Genomic DNA, 20,984 nt, shown 5'->3' with positions numbered 1-20,984 from the left:
AGGGTCCCCTATCTTCAAAATGTTCAGGCAGTGAACTGTGTCGGATCCTCTCCTCTTTTAGAAAGGGATGAGGCGGCTGTAATTAAAATCCATAGTGTGAATATCAATATGATGCTGCCAAAAATGAATAAAAGCATATTTCCTTCTGCTTCTCCTATTCCGGACCATTCGAATATCACCTGATTAATCATTGCCCAAAGCGTCATGAACATCAGGAACAGCATTGGGATCAATGTAGCCAGATAGTTTCTTCCCTGTCTCTTGAGCCATATAGTGATCAACAATAAACTGATGCCGGCCAACAATTGATTCGATGTCCCAAATAACGGCCATAGCAGATATCCTCCAGAGCCGAATCCTTTTGGACCTTGCGGCAGGAGTGTCAGGGCCGCACTGGAAACAACGGCTATCGTTGTCGCAACATGTGTTTTCGTAAGCGGCATGACATTATACTCTTCGCCTAATTCTGCAATGATGTATCTCATTAATCGTACAGAAGAATCGAGGGTAGTTGCCGCAAAGCTCACAATGATGACGGAAACGATTGTAGCAGCAATATCTGCCGGGATTCCTAATCCTGTTGCAAGCTGTCCCGCTCCCTGGATGAAAACACCCAGACCTGCACCGCTTGCAGCCGCAAATCCGCTGTATGTAGCTTTGAATTCTTCAACACTCGGGAAAAAGGTGATACATGCAATGATTGCAATAAGAGCTAATGCCCCTTCACCAACGGCCCCTAAATACCCTACAAACCTGGCATCTGTTTCTTTATTCAGTTGTTTAGATGAAGTACCGGATGAGACCAATCCGTGAAAGCCTGATATCGCTCCGCAAGCAATGGTAATGAACAATAACGGAAACCATGAAACATCAGCCGAACTATTGGTCATCGGTGCTGTAATTTGTGGATTTGAAAATAATAATCCTAAATAAAGTAAACCCAGACCGACCACTAATTGGTGTGAATTGATATAATCCCTGGGCTGCAATAGCTTCCAGACAGGAAGGGTGGACGCTATATACACATAAATCATTAGAATGACAATCCAGACAAAGAATGCCATGCTGGTGGAACTTAAACCAAATAGTGATGATGCTCCTTCACCTCCGAAATACTTAACAAGGTCGATTTGAAGGAATTCCACTCTGCTTGCAATGATGGCAGATACATACATCACCAGAAGGGCGACAACGGATGGCAGCAGCATGCTTCCGCTTCGTTTATAAACTCTATACCCGATCCATACCGCCAATGGTATCTGGATGAAGACAGACAGCACACTAGCTGGAAATGTAATAAATAAATTTGCAATAACCCATGCAAAAACTGCATTTACCATTAGTACAAGGATTAGGATAATGCAAAGAAAGAGTACTTTTGCCCGCTTTCCGATCAGCTTACTGGCCAATGTACCAACTGATTGCCCCTTGTTTCTGACAGAAAGGACGAGTGTGCCGAAATCATGGACACCTGCAGCGAAGACCGTCCCGAGAATCACCCATAAAAAGGCGGGCAGCCAACCCCAATAAACAGCGATGGCAGGACCTACAATCGGTGCAGCACCAGCCACAGATGTAAAATGATGTCCCCATAGGACAAACTTATTTGTCGGTACAAAGTCAACGCCATCCTTAAATTGATGTGCAGGAGTGACGTAGTTCGGATCTAATCGGTAGATTCTTTCCGCAATCAGCTTAGAGTAATACTTGTACCCAATTAAAAATACTATCCCCCCTATTAATGCCAGCCAGATTCCTCCCATAAAACTCCTCCTTCTAAATAAAAAAATACAGCCATATCATCCACTATTCATTCAGGAAGCAATTCATGGTGAGGTAAAAATACAGAATTTTTAGAATGTATGCGCTTACTATATTTTACATTGGCTTATCCATCTTTTCAACGGGATTTTTCCTTATTAAATTTCACATTTCACAGGCCTGGGAAAAAGGTCCTTTATACGAAAGAACCGGAATCCATTAGATTCCGGTTCCGTCTGTCAACTCACTATAATACTGTCTTCATCTGTCGGGTCAACCGCCTGAGGAATATCGACTGTCGTCCTTAAGATGGTTTGATCGGTCTTGGTTGTTTTGGGATGATTGCTATCTGTTGGAAATTGAAAGCTGATTGATTTTTTCTCCCCTGCTTTTATCGTTCCGATATCATTTAATTTGATGGTCTTCAACTCTTTTTCGTGGTAAGGAAAGTCACTGTCCTCTTTATCTTCTTCATATTTATGTAAAAGGAGCAATTGAACTTCATTGATCGGCTGATCTGCGTTTCCTCCCTCTATGATTACTTCACCTTTGATTATTTCGCCTTGCTTAATGGACGCTTTTCCCACTACGGTATCAACTTTTACATGTCCGATCCCGATACTGGATAAGAATTTTTCTAGCATATTATGACCACCTTCTGCTTCAAAGATTGAATGAACATCACTATACATTACCCAAAATCATTAAATGCCTATACATATATTGCTAAATTTTCGTTGAAACTATTAAAGAAACTTAAGGAAAGAAGGGATATGAATGAAAAAGGTAATTTTCACACTCATCACTGTCTGTCTGCTAAGCATCAACTTGCATGGATATGCTTCTGCTGAAGGGCTGCAGCTCACTCCTCAGAAAGTCAATCTCTCGGAGGATCAGAAACAAGAACTGGACAAACTGCATAAGCAGTTGTTCACCACAAAAAAAGAACTGATTAACAAGTATGTAGAGTACGGTGTTTTCACGAAAGAACAAGGTGATATGATGCTTAAGAAAATGGAGGAACGCTATCAAAAACTAAAAGAAAACGGTTATATGATGAGATGGCATCATCACCAGGGAAAAATGCCTCATCCCCAAAAGAATAATTAGTAAAGTATTGGTTGGGTACGGTTTGTCACAAGTATAAAATCATTTATGCTCTGCCCGGAACCGATTTCCAATCAATTAAAATACTGTGTTCAGAAAAAGCTGGTTGGATGCCTGATCTTCTTCCCGGCTTTTTTTGACTTAAATGGACTTAAGGATTTTAGCCACCTTCTCCACTTCATCCATACTTACATCGTAGTGAGTGGTAAACCTTACAGTATGAGGGCCGAAACCACCTATCATAATTCCCTTGTCTTTCAGTAGTTCTACAAAGCCTTCAGTGGAAAGTCCACTGCCCTGAATATCTGCCACCACTATGTTTGTATCAACATCATTCACAACACGGATTCCATTAGCGCTTTGTAAAGCTTCTTTTAGGACGACAGCTTTTTCATGGTCTTCCACCAATCGTTCCCTCATGGTTGTCAGTGCCACCAGGCCGGGGGCAGCGATGATCCCTACTTGCCGCATGCCTCCACCAAGTCTCTTCCTCCACTTTCTTGCCCTTTTAATGAATGGACTATCGCCTGCTATGATTGATCCGACTGGTGCTCCCAAACCCTTCGATAAGCAAATCTGAACAGTGTCGCAATGTTTGGTGAATTCCTGTACATCCCTTCCACTCCCGGCTGCAGCGTTAAATAGTCTTGCTCCATCAACGTGGACCGGAATCGAATGATTTCTGGCAATTGAATGTATAGATTCCATATTCTCTGTTGAAATGATGGCTCCTCCTGCCCGATTATGGGTATTTTCGATACAGATTAATCCAGTTTCTGGAAAGTGTTGATCTTCAACCCTAATCGCTGCTTCTACGACTTTTGGATCCATTTCTCCTTTTACACCTGGTATCGTTCTGGTCTGGACACCTGCCAAAGCTGCAACTGCACCAGATTCATAATAAAAAATATGGGAATTTTCTTCTAATATAATTTCATTCCCGGGACGGGTGTGAGTGAGGACGGCTATTTGATTCCCCTGTGTACCGCTTGTAACAAATAGTGCCGCTTCTTTTCCCAATATGCGGGCAGCTTCCTGCTCTAATTTCGTTACGGCAGGATCTTCACCATATACATCATCCCCCACTTCAGCTTCAAATGCTGCCTGTCTCATTTCCCGGGTTGGTTTGGTTACAGTATCACTTCGTAAATCGATCATTTTATCCCCTCCTGAACTCTCAATTTCATTTAACACATTATAACAAAAAATTGTTTGCACAATAGGTTGAACTATACACCTGTAAGATTGAAGATAATTACAATTACCTATTTAAAAATATAATTATAGGAATATTCGCAACATTCACTTCTTTTTTATGATACTATTTTAACGGAAGGTGTAAAGACACGTAGTTAAAACGACTGAACCATGTGTCTTATATAATAGTAGACACATGGTGATTCCTATCTTTAAAACATCAATAAAGGTTAGAGGAGTAAGAACATGAATATTGGTTCAAAAATCCGCTTCCATAGACAAAAAAGAAATTTAACTCAAGAGGAATTATCAAAAGGGATCATTTCCATCTCATATCTTTCGAAACTGGAAAACAACCAAGTCACACCCTCTGATGATATTATTGAATTATTATGTGAACGTCTTGGTGTGTCCTCCCTCCGAAACGACGGACAGGAACTGAATCAGCTGCTTGAAAAGTGGAACCACTCGCTATTATGGAAAAATCTCCAAGAAGCAGAAAGCTATCATGAACAAATAAAAAGACAGCTGAAGGACACGGATGATTTGACTCCTCAGCTTTATTATCAAATATTGTGCATTCGATTTCAATTGATTCACTCCGACCTCGTTCATGCCCGGAACAATTTAATACATATCCATACTCATTACAAAGAATTATCAGATACACTGAGGTTTTATTATCACAAGTACAAGGGCAATTATTATTACCTGCTTCACGAATATGAGAAAGCACGTGCTGAGCTTAAAGAGGCAGAAACCTATTATGTATTAGGCAGTGTAGTGAATGAAGAAGAAAGAGCGGACCTTTATTATTTATTCAGTCTGGTATTAACACGTTTGAATGTGTACAGGCTTGCGATTTACTATGGGGAAAAATCATTATCCATCTTTCAAGGTGTTTATTTCCAAAAGAGGTGTGCTGAAGTTCACTTGCTGCTGGGTATTTGCTACCGGAGAATCAGGTACAGCGAAGAAGCACTCAAACATTATGAGTGGGCAAACTTCATTAGCACGTCTATCAATTACAACAGTCTCAGTTCCATGGTGGAACAAAACCTGGGTTATTTAAAATCCGTAATGAATAAAAGTGAAGAAGCCATCCTTCACTATTTAAGGAGTATTGAACTTAAAGAATCAGATGTGGAAGGAAAACTCAATTCCGTTTTGGCCCTTGTAAAGGAGTACTTTAAGTTAAACCAATTTAATCAGGTACGATATTGGCTTCCAGAGGGCTTGAAATTATGTTCAAGAGACTTATTTCCTGATAAATATTATCAACTGTCTTATTACCACTATGCCTTGAATGATTTTCCTGACGGTTTTGAGAATTTTATGAAAGAACATACTTTGCCCTACTTCAGAGAAAATGGCGAGCAACTATTATATGCTGAGTATTCTAAATTCCTTGGTCAATATTACCAGGGAGTAAGAAAATATAAAAATGCAGCATTTCATTTAAAGGAATCCAATTCCATCTATGAAGATATGCTGTCCTTGTAGGGAGGTGAGATCATGAAAAAGATAAAACAATTAATCATTGTAACCAGCTTAACTGCAATGGCACTGGGCGGAGTGGTTGTCATCAATTCTCCAGAGGAGGATTTTCCGCCATACAGTGTTAAACAATAACAACTTTGAAAAGACTGGTTTTTAGTGACCAGTCTTTTTTTATTGCAATTCATCAGGTGGCTCTATAATATGAGAACCCGTTTCGACTTCTCTGAACAAATCGTTTCCTTCCTGAATCGTTGATGAAGAAACAGCTTCTGCTGCGGATATCGAAGATGTAAAACGACTTTTACCACCCAGGGATGTATTTTCAATCATCAATCTTAATGCATGGATCTCTTGTTTCAATAATTGAATTTCACTTTTTGTCGAAGGCTGCTTATTCTCTTTTAGGACGAATCCTACCTGTCCATTCGGTTCTAACGTGACTTCTTCAACATCGGAAAGGGAACGGATTTGATTTTGTCTTAACTTCATTTCTAATTGATCAACAGTGAGTCTCAGTTTTTTAAGAGTATCAGCCTGTAACTCTCCATTTTTGACCAGGATCTTTGCTCTTCCTGTAATGAACTTTTCAATCCAATCCACCCTTATTTGCAGATATTCAACCACAACTAAAGAGACTACTAATACTAATCCCACAATTAAGGTGGACCAAATGCTTTTCCCGACAATGGGCTGAACAAGAAGAGATCCTATTCCCACCATAATGACTACTTGGGCAAGTGACATTTGGGAAATTGATTTCCTGCCTGCAATCCTTAACAATAGTGTGCCGCCGATCACAACAAGTATGGCTTTCCATATTAGATCGAAATCCACTTCCATCACTTCCTTTATCAGTAAATATCATTTGATATCCAACAGAAAATATCCCTTAAATAAATGGAAATTTTCTGAATAAAGTTATATAGTTAAAAAGGATACTTAAAGGGGGACTCAAACAATGAATTCACGTTACACAGAGAACTTAGAAAGATACGCCGATCTTATTGTACAGGTTGGTCTGAACCTGCAAAAAGATCAAGAACTATTAATTTCCGCTCCTATTTCAGCTTATGAATTCGTTCGCCAAATTACGGCAAAAGCATACGAAGCAGGAGCCCTTCACGTCATGACAGATTTCCATGATGAAGAGTTAAAGAGAATTCGTCTGGAAAAATCCAGTGAGGAAGGCTTAAAGGTATTCCCACATTGGAAACAAAAAGGATATATTGAGATGGCTGAGAACAACGTTGCATTATTGAACCTTATTGCTCCCAACCCGTCGCTGCTCAAACAAGCAGATCCCGGAAGAGTCGCACTATTGAATAAGGTAGCTGCAGAAGCATCCAAGGAATTCTCAGCTTATATAGGCGGCGGGAAAATAAGCTGGCTGATTGCAGCTTATCCAACCGAGGAATGGGCGCAGAGCGTATTCCCTGAGTCTGAACGGACTGAGGCAGTCGAAAAACTTTGGGAAAACATTTTTTACACCACCAGAACAGACCAGGAACAAACAGTTGAACGATGGGAACAGCACATTAGTAACCTGAATGAAAGAGCCAGCCTGCTAAATCAGGCGCAGTATAAAAAACTTCATTATAAGGGACCCGGAACAGATTTGACGATTGGATTCAATCCCCAAACTAAATGGATAAGCGCCCAGTTTACAAATGATAAAGGAATTCCATTTGTACCGAACCTGCCGACTGAAGAAGTCTTTACAATCCCTGATAAGACAAGCGTAAATGGCGTGGTGAGCTCTACGAAACCACTTAATTATGGGGGAACTCTTATTAAAGATTTCTCGTTGACATTCAAAGATGGAAAAGTAGTCGATTTTTCTGCAAGGGAAGGATATGAAACGCTCAAAAATCTTTTAGCGGCGGATGAGGGCGCATCTTATTTGGGAGAAGTTGCTCTGGTTCCACACAACTCCCCTATCTCGAATACAAATATCATCTTTAATAACACACTGTTCGATGAAAATGCATCCTGTCATATCGCCCTTGGAAGGGCTCTGTCCGTATGTGTAGAAAATGGCAAAGAAATGAGTCAAGAAGAACTGAATGCCATCGGATTTAACGAGAGCATGATACACGTAGATTTCATGATTGGGTCCAAAGATTTAAATATCGATGGAGAAAAAACAGACGGGACAACCCAACCAATCTTCAGGAACGGTGACTGGGTTTAATTACTAACGTCTTTAAAGAAAATCGGACAGAAGAGTTTTAGTCTAACTAAATCCCGAACTAGTTTGCTTTTAATAGGCAAACTAGTTCGGGATTATTATTTGTTCAAATGGATATTTAAATTTATCTCTTTCTAGCGGTTGATTGGAGAGCAAGACGAAGATCCTATCAGAAAAGCGGAGGGGCTTTGCCCAGAAGCGTGTGGCATAAGACGAATCGTCCATGAAGGCGTTCTTTGCCTTCTTGGTCGGTTTGGCTTATGACATGTGCTTCTAAGCCCTGCAGCTGGACAGTTACACCACTTGTCGAGGAGGCTCACGGGCTACCCGCGGAAAGCGGAGTCTTGCACGGAAATCATTAGCGGTATTAAGAGTCTACACTGAATTTGTTCGTCGTTATGGGGTAGTTTTTTAGTTTTGTCCCACCCTCATTTTTGAGCAATATTTAAATTTCCATAAATTACATACAATATGACAAATAAATTTCTTTTATAACATTTTCAATACCGCACGAATCGCTTACAATAAAGATATAGGATTTTAAGGAGCGATATCATTTGTCAATCTTCACGAATAAACCTACATTATTTTGGAGCGGACTTTTACTAGCCTCTCTTTTTATCATAATTGCTTTATTCAAGACGTCTAATGTTCAATCAAGCGAAAAAGCATTATCAGAGGTTGAACGATATCCAACGGTATTTGTACATGGATACAAAGGAACGTATAATTCATTCAAAACGATGCTTGACCGCTTTGAGCATCATCATGGCTGGGGAAAAAAGACTTTGGAAATTTATGTTTCCGAAAATGGAAATGTATCTTATAAAGGAACGATACCCAAGAACCCCTCTGCCCCTCCTCTCGTCCAGGTTATTTTCGAGGATAATCGGGCAGCATTGCATAAACAAGCGATATGGCTCGAAAATGCAATGAAACTTTTGCATCATCGCTTTGAGGTGGAGAATGTGAATCTGATCGGCCATTCAATGGGCGGACTGGCGACAACCAAGTATCTTGAAAACGCACATGGGAAAGAATTTCTGCCAAAAACATATAAGTTCATTTCCATCGCCACACCCTTTTTGGGAGTGACAAAGGATTCATATGACCAAATTAACACCGGTGCTGCTGTGATTGATTTAAAGCCAGACTCCAAAGCAATTGAACAGCTGTATCACAATCGTCATTTAATCGATCCAGCAATCAAAGTGCTGTCCATAGCAGGTTCGGGTGACGATATCGTGAATGTACCAAGTGCGCTGGCAAGCGAAAAAATCTATGATCGAAATGAATTTTCATCGAAAATTGTTTATGACCCTTCCATTTCCCACAGCGGACTGCATGAGACAACGAAAGTCGACCGTCTTGCAGGTGATTTTTTATGGGGGAAATAATAACTCACTAATCTTACCCTGGAGATCAGGGTAAGATTTTTTTGTTCTACTCTCCTGCGCATATATGACGGTTGCGTTATCTCTGAAGAAGTTCTATACTACACAAGACTAACGAAACGTAAGGATGAAAAGCATGACAACTGAAATCACCTTAAAAGCTAACCCTAAATACATAAAACAATTTCTTAAGGGCTTTCCTCTATTAAACAAGGAGAATGTCAGTTCCCCTGTTGACGGCCTCAATGAAGGAGACATCGTAAACCTTGTAGATACCAACAGGAATTTCATTGCCAGGGGATATTACGGAAAACAAAATAAAGGGATCGGATGGCTTGTAAGCTGGAAAGAACATGAAACGATCGACCTGGATTTTTTCGATCGAAAGTTTCAAAACGCAGTCAACCAACGCCTTCATTTTTTCTATGACGAAAACACGACAGCGTTCCGGCTGTTTAACAGTGAGGGAGACGGTTTTGGAGGAATCACTGTTGATTACTTTGAAGGATACTACCTTATCCAATGGTACAGCATGGGAGCCTACTCGTTTAAAGAAGATATTGTCTCTGTAATAAAAAAACTTCCCAATTATAAAGGCCTTTATCAGAAGAAACGATTTGCCGTTGAAGGAAAGTATGTGGAAGAAGATGACTTCGTACATGGCGAACGCCCTTCCTTTCCTTTACTTGTGAAGGAAAACGGAGTCAACTTCGCCATCTATCTCAATGACGGTGCAATGGTCGGAGTATTTCTTGATCAACGGGAAGTGAGAAAGCTGATCCGCGATAAGTATGCAGATGGCAAGCGGGTTCTTAACACCTTTTCCTATACAGGAGCTTTTTCAGTATTCGCTGCCCTTGGGGGTGCTGCAGAAACAACAAGTGTGGACTTAGCAAATCGTAGCCTGAGTAAAACAATTGAACAATTCAGCATCAACGGGATTGATTACGAGGCACAAGACATTATCGTGGAAGATGTATTCAAGTATTTTAAATTTGCTGTGAAGAAAGAACTTACATTTGATATGGTCATCCTTGACCCGCCAAGTTTCGCACGTTCCAAAAAGCACACTTTCTCTGCTTCTAAAGACTATAAGGACCTTCTTAAAGAAGCTATCGCCATCACTGAAAAGAATGGTGTGATTGTAGCATCTACAAATTGCAGCACGTTCAATATGAAGAAGTTCAAAGGATTCATAGAGGCTGCTTTCAAAGAAACCAATGGATCTTATAAGCTGATGGAAGAATTCACACTTCCTGAAGATTTCAAGACAATTAACCAATACAAGCAAGGTGACTATCTGAAGGTCGTATTTATTCAAAAACGTTGACTTATTTTACGGGAAAGTTTCTTTAGAGACTTTCCTTTTCTTATTTCCCTTCCCTTCTACCGTGTAAATAACCAGCTGAATTGGGTAAACTTGATATCGAGAGTCTTCATTTTCGTTCCGAAATAATGACAGAATAGTCTGTCATTATTTCCTTGGAAACCGCAAGATGCGACAAATCATATGTATCATTGTAGAAAATAATCGAATGAGGGGTGTTATTGTTGAATAAAGCCGTATTTCTGGATCGTGACGGGGTCATTAATGAAGTAAAATCAAAAAGAGTAAAGTTTGTGAACAAGCCGGAGCAGTTTTATTTCCTGGAAGGTGTGAAGGAAGCAGTCCAATTATTGACCGATGAAGGCTATCATTTATTTGTCGTAACCAACCAAGGCGGCGTCGGTCTTGGGTATTTATCAAATGAACATTTACAATCAATCCATGATTATATGGTCAGGGAACTTGAAACAGCAGGAGGAAAGATTCATGAAGTTTCCTGCTGCACCCATAAACCTAACGAAGGTTGTGCATGCAGAAAACCGGAACCCGGAATGATTCTTGACCTTACAGAAAAATACAACCTCGACCTATCTTCTTCATTTATGATTGGTGACAGAGAACCGGATATAGAGGCAGGTCGGAAAGCAGGATGTAAAACAATATTAATTGCAGATGCTCCTTCTCCGCTTTATGAAGCTGATTTTGTCTTTAAGTCATTATTTGAAGCAGCAAAGTTTGTTGTAAGCTTTTCAAATTCATAGTGAACCCATCCCCTGCCTTCTATTCAGCAGGGTTTTTATTTTTCATTATCCCCTCTCTCATCACCGTTTTATCCTTTTCCAAATAGGGAATTCTATGTTAGAGTACTATGGAACTGGTTAGAAATGGAGGGAATCGTTTTGGATCAGCATGAACTTTTAGAAATTGTCAAAAACGTCTATCCGTTTGATGTGCTTACGGAAGACCAATTAAACTATATATTATCGGGTTCAAAATATACTACTTTTAAAAAAGGTGAATTCCTTTTCCATGAAGACGAAACACTCGAAGAACTTGACATATATTTCCTGGTTTCCGGCCTGGCTAAAAATGTCCTTCACCGGACAAGCGGAAAGCAATATTCTTTAAGATTTTACTATCCGGGTGACTTGATTGGTATTATGATCATGCTGACAAGCGGGGAAATGACTTTTTCGGTACAAGCAATGGAAGATTGTAATGTGTTCCGTATACAGAAGCAGCGCCTGCTTGATATCATGACAAAAAATAACGATTTCTCAAAAATTGTGTTTGAAAGTATCGGTAACCGCATGAAGACTTTATATGATGAAATCAAATCGAAGTCGTCAGATAATGATGAGGAAAATATCTCTCTTTTCCGTACAAAAGTACATAATCTGATGGACTTCCCTTCTTTTATCGGTGAAGATGATACGATTCTTGAAGCTGCACAGTTAATGAAAGAAAGAGATACATACGGGTTGGTCACAGTGGATTCGAACGGAAAAATGAAAGGAATTCTTACCCAGAGAGAGATTCTCTCCTATCTAACTGAGCCGACTGGATCTGAAAAAGTGAAGGATTGGATGAAATGCAACCCTTTTTGGATCAGAGATGAGTCCTTCGCATACGAAGCCTTATCTTATTTCAAACATGAAGAAGTTGATTTTATGCCTATCATACGGAATGATTCGGTTGTAGGAGTGCTTACAAGCAGCTCATTCCTAAATATTCAGGACTCAAATTACCTCGATTTATCATATCGGATTCAAAAAGCAGTAAGTAAGGAAGAATTGGTTCAACTGGCTACTGTCAAAAGTGAAACCTTCCAGCAATTCATCGGTGACCTTCTCCTGCAGGACAGCCCGGGATATGATGTATGTGAAGTCATCAGTAATTACAATGACCGACTGCACCGAAAAATCATTCAGTTAACTGAGAAAGAAATGCGGGTAGAAGGATTTGGACGTGCACCCGTCAACTATTGTTTCATTGTAATGGGAAGCCAGGGACGGAGTGAGCAGGGATTTCATACCGACCAGGATAACGGAATCATATTGGATGACTACAGTCATTTGTCAGATACGAAAAGGGTTGATACGTATTTTCAAGCCTTTACAGAAAAGTTAAATCATAAACTTGCAGCATGCGGGTTCCCTGAATGTACAGGCGGAATAATGGCAAAAGAGCAGAAATGGAAACGATCCTATACGGATTGGAAAAAAGCGATCGATGAATGGCTGCATGAAATGGATGCACAAGAAGTTCAGAATACAACGATGTTTTATGATTTCCGGCCAATCTATGGTGACTATTCGATTGCTGAGGAAATCCGTAACTATCTGGCTGAAAAATCAAAGCGTTCCCTCAACATGCAGCAGCTTCTTAGAAAAGATGCATTGCGCTTCAAGCTCCCTGTCGGACCATTGGGCAGAGTAAACCTGAAGCCCAAGAACCACTTATTCAACATCAAGAAATCTGGCCTTTTGCAGATTGTCAATATGATCAGGATTCACTGTGTAAAATATGGTGTGAAAGAAGTAAATACCATCAAAAGAGTAAATGCATTGAAAAACATGCAGGCGTTCCACCCTAGAGATGCAGAGAATGTTAAGATGGCCATGAACATCCTTTTACATCTTCGTACAAAACAAAACCTGAAAGAGTTAAAAGAAGGCAAACTGTTAAGCAATGACATTGATGTCCGCGAGTTGTCCAAAGAAGAACGTCAAAGATTGAAGGAAGCCATCCAGATTGCAAACCGATTACAGCAAGTGATGGAAATAAGCTTTAACAGAAATCGGGTGGTTTAATGAATGACATTGGTATAAATGTAGGATATCGCATCCTGAAATATTATTTATGGCAGCAGTTTTTTTTCAGGGCTCAGGTAAACGGTGAAAAAGCACGCCCCTCTTATGATAAAGTAGCCGCTGCTTTGAAGGAATTTGAATCAGAAAAACCTACTCTTCAGCAGAAACATTTGTATAATTGCACGTTTACCATTTTCGATTTGGAGACCACTGGTTTCTTCCCTGAAGTAGGTGATGAAATCATTTCGATTGGGGCAGTAAAGGTTTCTGAAGGGGAAATTCAGGAGAAAGAGACATTTTACAAGGTCATCGATCCTCTTCAAACAGTATCAAGAAAGACAAAGAAATTCACTGGCTTAAAAAGAAAGGATTTCAAGAATGGCGTCACTCTTCCTGTAGGACTGAAACATTTTCTTGAATTCAGCAAAGGAACGATTTTAGTCGCACACCCTGCAAGCTTTGATATCAATTTTCTTCAAAAGAGATTGCACAAATGGGAGCTTCCCTCCTTTTTACCCGAATACATTGATTCTTTTGCTCTCGCCAATGCATTATTGGAGCGGAATGACTGCTACTTGGATGCAATGGTAAAAAAATTCGGAATCACTAAGAGAACAAGGCATCATGCACTGAATGATGCCATCATGACGGCTGAAGTATTCGAAAAGCTGCTGAAGCTTTGTTATGCACAAGAGGTGCATACGATTCAGGCATTGCATGAATTCATCAATGATAAGTAAAGGAAATGCAGTTATCTGCAACCAAAAAAGACCTTCAGCGGGCACATTGCCCCTGAAGGTCTTCTTATTATCGATTTATCGGATTTGGCCGGTACCATGCATCATATATTTCACAGTCGTTAATGCAGGAAGTCCCATTGGTCCTCGTGCATGTAATTTCTGAGTTGAAATTCCGATTTCAGCACCGAATCCTAAAGCTCCGCCGTCAGTGAAACGTGTTGATGCATTGTGATAAAGTGCTGCTGCATCGACTAGCATCATGAATTTCTTCGCAGTTTGTTCATTTTCAGTCACAATGGCTTCTGAATGTTTTGTACCATATTGTTCAATATGATCCACTGCACCATCAAGTGATTCTACAACTTTTACTGCGATATCCAGGCTTAGATACTCGTTCGCCCAGTCTTCTTCACTAGCAAGCTTTGCATCTTTAATTGCTTCTACCACTTTTTCATCACCATGAATTGAAACATTAGATTGAGCTAACTTAGATGTAAATGCATCTTTATGCTCTTTAAACCAGTCTTCATGGATGATGACTGTCTCAGCTGCATTACATACAGCTGGTCGATCCGTTTTAGCATTAATGAGGATATTCAATGCTTTTTCAACATCAGCATCTTTATCAATATAGATATGGCAATTCCCTACACCTGTCTCCAGAACAGGTACCGTTGCATTGTTTACCACTGCATTAATAAGCGCTCCACCGCCGCGTGGTATCAGAACATCAATATATTCTTTCATTGTGAACAATTCATTGGTAGCTTCACGATCAGTTGTATTAATGAATTGAACCGCTTCTTTTGGAATATCTGTTTGTTCCAAAGCGTCATGCATGACATCTACAATCGCTTTATTTGAAGTAATGGCATTAGAACCGCCTTTTAAAACAATGGCATTTCCTGATTTCAATGCTAAACCTGTTGCATCCACTGTAACATTCGGACGGGCCTCATAAATCATGCCGATAACACCAAGAGGAACTGTTACTTTTTGTACTTGAAGTTTATTTTCCAGTGTCCAATCTGAAACAATTTTTCCTGTTGGATCTTCTAAGTCAGCAACTTGTCTCAGTCCATTTGCAAAGTCTTCCACACGTTCCTTTGTTAGTGAAAGACGATCCATGAACGCTTCTTCAAATCCTTTTTCTCTTCCTTTTTGAAGATCTTTTTCGTTTTCATCCAAGATAGTTTGATAATTTGCGTCCAGGTGGTCAGCAATTTTATGCAATGCTTTGTTCTTTTGTTCGGTTGTTAATAAACTTAATGTTTTAGAAGCTTTTTTTGCCTTCATCGCTTGTTTTTTTACATCGGTTTTTTCAATTGTTAAAGTCATCAAATGCCTCCTGATTTATTTTGTATTGCCAATTGTATATTGGTCAATCACTTTAATTACCGCTTATGATTTCCGTGCAAGTCTCCGCTTTCCGCGGGCGGGTGGGGAGCCTCCTCGGCTTGCGCCTGCGGGGTCTCCCCTACTCCGCATTTCCCGCAGGAGTCTGCAACTTGCACTCCAATCAACCGCTAGTGTCGAAATATTATGAAGAATACCCATTAACAAGAGCAGTTTTGATAGAAAATAATATTAATCCTTATTTCAATATCATTAAGTCCCTGAATCCGAAAGTTTCTTACACTCCAACTGGAATCGGTACTTCGATGTGGCATACCAGGTGGTCTATTTCTACTGCGATTTGGTCGTCTTTGATGTCTGATGGATTTTTTAGTTGGCCTGAACGGAAGTTGACCATTCCGAGGCCGACTTCTTCATTTCCACTATCCAGGATTCTTACGACAGCACCTTTGTCGAAGCGACCTTTCACAGTATAAATATCATTGATTGTCAGGCTTTCTTTCTGTTCAAGGATACGTTCTTTTGCATTAAGGTCGATGGTGATTTCACCTTCTGGACCTGAGTTGAATGCAATCCATTGCTTCTTGGAATCCAAGTTCACTGCATCATCTGCTGATTCAAAATACGTCCCTTTCGCAGTATGCTGCACGGCATCATAAATGATATTGGTGTTACCGGATTTCCCAAGAAATGCAGGGATGCCTGATGCCATTGTAATTTTGAATGCATCAATTTTAGAGCGCATGCCCCCGGTACCTACTGAACTGCCCGGTTCTCCTGCCATATCTTCAATATCATCGTTGATTTCCGTAACGCTTTCCAACAATTCTGCTTCAGGGTTCTTACGTGGATCAGAATCATATAGTCCATCAATATCAGACAGAATGATCAATTGATCTGCGTCCACTAAAGCTGCTACTTTCGCTGAAAGGGTATCGTTGTCTCCAAACTTCAAACGATCCACTGTTACCGTATCATTCTCATTTACAATCGGGATGATGCCTCGTTCCAGCAGAACGTTAATCGTGTTGCGTGCATTGTTGTAACGGTCTTCATCTGAAAAATCACTACGAGTAATCAGAATTTGCGAAGCGACGTAGCCATGCGATATAAACAGATCAGAGTAAGCTTCAATTAATAAACCTTGACCAATTGCAGCTGCGGCTTGCTTCTCAGGCAGAGAGCTAGGACGTGTTAAGCAGCCCAGTTTACGGTATCCTGCAGCGACAGCTCCAGAAGATACAAGTAATACTTCATGACCGTCATCTTTCAGGCGTACAACTTCATCCACTAAACGTTCTAATTTTCTGCGGCTCATCTCTCCATGCAAGCTCGTTAATGAACTACTTCCAATCTTGATCACAATGCGTTTCTTCTTATTTTCTTGGGACATCCAATCACTCCTAGTAAAAAAGTCCGTCCCTCGTCCCATAGTTGTGATGAGGGACGGACTTGTATTTCTGTATTTCACGTTCTTCTTTAAATGGTAATTTGTTTTAATAGAGGTTTTATTTAAGTGTTTATTAGTTCGTTACTAACTGTCGGGACTGTAATTCAGAGCTTATTTCTTTGGATCTTTTTTCTGCTCCTTTTACAGCTTCTGAGATAGCCTTTCCTCCACCAAACTCTGCTAATGCATCAAGTCCGGCAGCTGTCGTGCCATTAGGGGATGTTACATTTTCTCTTAGTTGTGTTGGTGTTTCTTCACGTTCCAGCATCATTTTAGCTGCTCCGAAGATTGTCTGTGCACCGATCTTACGTGCGAGCTTCGGATCTAATCCAGCTTCTGCTCCAGTCTTTTCGATGTGTTCCATTAAATAATAGAAGTAAGCTGGTCCGCTTCCGGCAATCCCAGTGAAAATATCCATTTTACTTTCATCAATTACATATACTTCACCGATACTTGAAAGTAATTCTTTCGCATTCTTCATATCTTCTTCTGACGTAAATCTGCCTGCACTTATAGCTGTGGCAGACTCCTTAAGCATACTTGACGTATTCGGCATCACACGGATGACTGATTGACCTGCAGGAAGCTGTTCCTCCATATGGGAAGTAGTAATTCCTGCAAGAACTGACATGATGACTGTATCTTTCTTTACAAGATGGTTAATGGAATCTAACGCTTTATCTATATCTTTAGGCTTCATAGCAAGTATGAGGATATCGATTTCTCCAAAAGAAAGTTCATCTTTTAACAGGGTGCGCACACCATATTTTTCATTGATTTCTTGAAGTTTTCCTTTGTTACTTCGATTTGAAACAATAATTTGATCTTTAGGGATCTTTCCGCTATGAACCGTTCCAGAAATCATTGCTTCAGCCATATTACCTGCACCTAAAAAAGCTACTGTTTTATTTTTCAACAAGCCTATCCACTCCGTTCCATTCATTTAATAAGGTTGTTTTAATATTGATTGTTTATTTCATTATTATTGTTAAATAAAATTTGAATGTTTGCTTTGTCTTGTGCTTTGTTCACAACGTTTATAATCGTAACATGCTGGTAGATGATATCAAGGCGATAATAGGAAGTAGTAAGGAATAAGCCGAAAAAGAAAGTGGAAGCGTTATCATTCCCTTTTCAGTGATTCAAATGCCCTCTGAGAGCTTCAAATCACTGATAATCCCGTATAATCAGAATTATTTGGTTTGCTTTCTAAGAATAAGCGGCTTTTATCAGATTGAGTGGACGGAATATTGCCGTTTATCGCAGTAAACTTTTAGTTTGGGCCGATAATCTTTTACTATCGACCATTAATCTTTCGATTCCGTCGATAATTCCGTCACTTGGGAAAATAAGGATACAACTGCCAGACCGACATCCCCGATCACCCACACAATAAAAAATGCACATCAGACGAAAACGTCCGATGTGCATTCTACAATATATTATTGTTCCGTTACTTCATCCGAGCTCTTCCCGTTCAGGAAATCTTTAAGCGCCTGGATGTTTTCTTCATAGTCCAATTCGATGACTGAACCTACTCCCTCATAGCTTCCGAAATCATAGGAACCTTCAACTGGGATCGTCAGCTTGTCGATTTCATCGCTATTACTTAAGAGAACATCTTTAACAATGGAAATCTGATCAAGCTTAGACATGTTCGTTTGAATATAAGGCTGTATGGAGCCAGCGAGTTTAGGCAGCTTGGTGACACCGTCGATGGTCAGAACTTCTCCTTTTAGAGCCGTGATGACTTTTTGCTGTCTCTCAACCCGTCCGAAATCCCCTTCTGCATCTTGACGGAATCTGGCATAGCCTAGTAATTCTTTCCCATTTAATTTCTGGACTCCCGGTTCAAGGGAGACTCCGATATTTTCAGACATCGCTTTCTCGACGTCCATTTCTATACCTTCTGGAGCAAGGATATCAACTGATTGTTCAAATCCTTTAAAATCTACCATCATGTAATACTGAATATCAATATCAAAATTATGCTTGATCGTTTTTCTTAATAATTCCGGTCCACCTAAGTAAAACGCGGTATTCAACTTATAATTCTGGTATCCGGGGATCTCCACATAGATATCCCGCATAAAAGAGACCAGCTTTGTTTCATTCGTTTTGGGATCTACTTGTGCGAGCATCATAGTATCAGTGCGGGATTTCTCTTCCCCCCTGCTGTCTACGCCCAATAACAATACGTTTATCTTGCCATTTTCGTCTTTGACCCCGTTAAATTTATATTCTTTCATATTCTGTTCGCCATCAGCCATCTGATATCCGTTATAAAATTGAAAAGCTGAATAGCCTAATAACGATAAAATGATTAATAATAGCACTATGATCATTTTTCTGCCACGTTTTTTCTTTCGTTTCTTGCGATCGAGTCTTGAATCCATTTTTCCACCTTCTTTGCAAAATGAAATGACAGCAAGCTATTGAGAAATTCTACTCTACTATCCATCCTAACTCAATACTCAGGTTATGGAGGGACATGCATGAATTTCCAGCATGATAATTTTATCGTACCATAATTAATAAGATATCGTGAGTTTTTTTAGGTTCTGAAGTTAATACCCTTATATACTGTGGAATTAAACGTATTGTCCTTTCCTCTATATAAAAAAGAAGCTGAGTCTGTATAATTAACGACCCAGCTTTCAATTACTTGATAATTCACTTATGACGGTTTCCCGCTTCTGTGACGATAAGATTCAATGGCTTTCTTCGTTGTTTCAAATACACCCTTTCCGATCAGCCTCCCAAGCGGGGTGACGCTCCCGGCGAAGGGATAAGCCGTCCCTTGATGGGTCGAAGCGATCAGGATGCTGTCTGTCGGTGTACCGGTTGCGAGTGTGCCGGTCCTATGATCATACACTTCTTGTTCCTGCATCGCCCTGACTTTTGCTTCAGTGGATGTTACAAGGGCTTCTATGAAAGCTTCATCTGAAAGCTTTCCATTGACAAATACCCAAGTATTGATCGTGCCCGGCCTCATCTCTTGAGGAAGTAGGTGAGTGCCAGTCACATCCACAGCATTCCCTACACCTGCCGTCACGACTACAAAAATTGAATGCTCATCCACAGTGAACGAACCATACTCCACATCCTCCAGGTTCACTGCTGTCATCATTCCAACTGTGAAAGAAGGATCAAAATCCTTTTCTTCAAGGAAATTTATCATATCCCTCCGGTAATCGGTACAGTCATATTCGGGGGAAACGTATCGGTTCACTACATTTTTGTACCATCCAAATCCTGAACCGATCACCCCTGAGGACATGCACTTCATGTAAATGGGTGACTGATAGGTGATCATTTCAGTAGAAACTGTCAGGAACTTCTCACGCGCTTCCACCGTTTCATCACCTGTTTTCTCATCAGGCAGGATGACAATTTGAGGTTTGGCTACATGTGGATGGGCTTGTTTATTTACCTCTGTATCGTAGACCTCTTGAATATGTTCTTCCTTCAACACTTCTTCGGGGTGATCGACTACTTTGGTCATACCCTTTTGCAGAAGAAGGAGCCGGTCACAATAAAGACTTGCAAGGTTTAAATCATGAAAGATAGAGACGACTGTCAAGTTACGCTCTTTTGTTTGTTTCTTTAATAATTCGAGCAAGCTTTTTTGAAAAGAGAGGTCCAGGTGATTAGTCGGTTCGTCCAACAAGATGATCTTCGGTTCCTGGGCAAGGGCCTGGGCAAGGAACACCCTTTGCTTTTCTCCTCCTGACAGCTCATCAAGTTTACGATGATGCAGACCCTCTACGCCCGTCTGAGTCATGGCCTCATGAACAATTTCTTCATCGTAGGAGGAAATCGATTTAAAAATTCCTTTCTGATGCGGGTAGCGCCCAAGCATGACCGTTTCTTTCACACTGTATGAAAAGGAGTGCGAGGAGTTTTGGGGCAGCACGGCTACCAGTTTCGCTAACTCTTTGGCGGAATAATCAGCCAGGGATTTTCCATTCAGATTGACTGTTCCTGATGTATGGGGGAGGATCCCCGAGAGTGCCTTTAAGAGCGTTGTCTTCCCGCTCCCATTTGGCCCTAAAATGCCGAAGAATTCACCTGTTTCAACTTGGAAATCAATGTTCTCTATGATAGACGTTTCTTCATAGCCCACAGATAATCGATGGACATCGAGCATG

17 protein-coding genes are annotated in these 20,984 nt (G+C 40.4%); 8 read left to right on the top strand and 9 right to left on the bottom strand.

The annotated features are described in order from the left end of the window. Positions 1–23: 23 nt before the first annotated feature. Both ACXAFV_RS14635 and ACXAFV_RS14630 read right to left on the bottom strand, forming a co-directional pair. Positions 24–1,763 (bottom strand): carbon starvation CstA family protein, encoded by a 1,740-nt coding sequence (locus ACXAFV_RS14635; protein ID WP_475127518.1) that lies wholly within the window; start codon positions 1,761–1,763, stop codon positions 24–26. 237 nt (positions 1,764–2,000) lie between these two features. Further along, positions 2,001–2,405, bottom strand: a complete 405-nt coding sequence (locus ACXAFV_RS14630; RefSeq protein ID WP_475127516.1) for a sporulation protein — start codon at positions 2,403–2,405, stop codon at positions 2,001–2,003. Positions 2,406–2,538: 133 nt separating this feature from the next. Between ACXAFV_RS14630 and ACXAFV_RS14625 the strand changes: the two genes are divergently transcribed. Next, positions 2,539–2,871, top strand: coding sequence for a YckD family protein (locus ACXAFV_RS14625; protein WP_475127514.1), 333 nt, complete (start codon positions 2,539–2,541; stop codon positions 2,869–2,871). A gap of 138 nt (positions 2,872–3,009) precedes the next feature. Here ACXAFV_RS14625 and ltaE read toward each other — a convergent pair whose 3' ends face one another. After that, complete coding sequence (gene ltaE, locus ACXAFV_RS14620) at positions 3,010–4,026, bottom strand: low-specificity L-threonine aldolase (RefSeq protein ID WP_475127511.1); 1,017 nt, start codon at positions 4,024–4,026, stop codon at positions 3,010–3,012. 285 nt (positions 4,027–4,311) lie between these two features. On the opposite strand from ltaE, the gene ACXAFV_RS14615 reads away from it, so the two are divergent. After that, entirely contained in the window at positions 4,312–5,568 is a 1,257-nt protein-coding gene (locus ACXAFV_RS14615; RefSeq protein ID WP_475127510.1) for a helix-turn-helix domain-containing protein, read from the top strand. A gap of 168 nt (positions 5,569–5,736) precedes the next feature. Here ACXAFV_RS14615 and ACXAFV_RS14610 read toward each other — a convergent pair whose 3' ends face one another. Next, positions 5,737–6,405: a DUF421 domain-containing protein gene (locus ACXAFV_RS14610; RefSeq protein WP_475127508.1), complete on the bottom strand. Its 669-nt coding sequence runs from the start codon at positions 6,403–6,405 to the stop codon at positions 5,737–5,739. Between the two features lie 118 nt (positions 6,406–6,523). Here ACXAFV_RS14610 and ACXAFV_RS14605 point away from each other — a divergent pair, with 118 nt between their 5' ends. From ACXAFV_RS14605 to ACXAFV_RS14580, 6 genes are all read left to right on the top strand, one after another. Beyond that, a complete protein-coding gene (locus ACXAFV_RS14605; protein ID WP_475127506.1) occupies positions 6,524–7,756 on the top strand; it encodes an aminopeptidase in 1,233 nt (410 codons plus the stop codon). Between the two features lie 554 nt (positions 7,757–8,310). After that, complete coding sequence (locus ACXAFV_RS14600; protein ID WP_475127504.1) at positions 8,311–9,150, top strand: alpha/beta hydrolase; 840 nt, start codon at positions 8,311–8,313, stop codon at positions 9,148–9,150. A 133-nt stretch (positions 9,151–9,283) separates the two neighbouring features. After that, complete coding sequence (locus ACXAFV_RS14595; protein ID WP_475127502.1) at positions 9,284–10,477, top strand: class I SAM-dependent rRNA methyltransferase; 1,194 nt, start codon at positions 9,284–9,286, stop codon at positions 10,475–10,477. A gap of 221 nt (positions 10,478–10,698) precedes the next feature. Further along, positions 10,699–11,235 carry a D-glycero-alpha-D-manno-heptose-1,7-bisphosphate 7-phosphatase gene (locus tag ACXAFV_RS14590; RefSeq protein WP_475127501.1) on the top strand — a complete coding sequence of 179 codons (537 nt, stop codon included), beginning with the start codon at positions 10,699–10,701 and terminating at the stop codon, positions 11,233–11,235. Between the two features lie 138 nt (positions 11,236–11,373). Continuing rightward, positions 11,374–13,287 carry a DUF294 nucleotidyltransferase-like domain-containing protein gene (locus tag ACXAFV_RS14585; protein WP_475127500.1) on the top strand — a complete coding sequence of 638 codons (1,914 nt, stop codon included), beginning with the start codon at positions 11,374–11,376 and terminating at the stop codon, positions 13,285–13,287. After that, positions 13,287–14,027, top strand: coding sequence for a 3'-5' exonuclease (locus ACXAFV_RS14580; protein ID WP_475127499.1), 741 nt, complete (start codon positions 13,287–13,289; stop codon positions 14,025–14,027). The genes ACXAFV_RS14585 and ACXAFV_RS14580 overlap by 1 nt, the downstream gene beginning before the upstream one ends. 75 nt (positions 14,028–14,102) lie before the next feature. Here the strand turns inward: ACXAFV_RS14580 and ACXAFV_RS14575 are convergent, their stop codons facing one another. From ACXAFV_RS14575 to ACXAFV_RS14555, 5 genes are all read right to left on the bottom strand, one after another. Beyond that, the gene (locus ACXAFV_RS14575) at positions 14,103–15,365 is read right to left on the bottom strand and encodes a glutamate-5-semialdehyde dehydrogenase (protein ID WP_475127498.1); all 1,263 of its coding nucleotides are present in this window, start codon (positions 15,363–15,365) and stop codon (positions 14,103–14,105) included. A gap of 295 nt (positions 15,366–15,660) precedes the next feature. Next, positions 15,661–16,776 carry a glutamate 5-kinase gene (gene proB / locus ACXAFV_RS14570; protein WP_475127496.1) on the bottom strand — a complete coding sequence of 372 codons (1,116 nt, stop codon included), beginning with the start codon at positions 16,774–16,776 and terminating at the stop codon, positions 15,661–15,663. Between the two features lie 130 nt (positions 16,777–16,906). Further along, the gene (proC, locus tag ACXAFV_RS14565; protein ID WP_475127495.1) at positions 16,907–17,752 is read right to left on the bottom strand and encodes a pyrroline-5-carboxylate reductase; all 846 of its coding nucleotides are present in this window, start codon (positions 17,750–17,752) and stop codon (positions 16,907–16,909) included. Positions 17,753–18,275: 523 nt separating this feature from the next. Next, a complete protein-coding gene (locus ACXAFV_RS14560; protein ID WP_475127494.1) occupies positions 18,276–19,229 on the bottom strand; it encodes an LCP family protein in 954 nt (317 codons plus the stop codon). A gap of 281 nt (positions 19,230–19,510) precedes the next feature. Next, on the bottom strand, positions 19,511–20,983 hold the full coding sequence (locus ACXAFV_RS14555; RefSeq protein ID WP_475127492.1) for a heme ABC transporter ATP-binding protein: 1,473 nt from the start codon (positions 20,981–20,983) through the stop codon (positions 19,511–19,513). Position 20,984 lies beyond the last annotated feature (1 nt).

Source organism: Rossellomorea sp. ABR4_012 (genome assembly GCF_056159545.1).
Note: the sequence above shows the minus strand (reverse complement) of the source record. Positions and strands in the feature narration are given on the sequence as shown.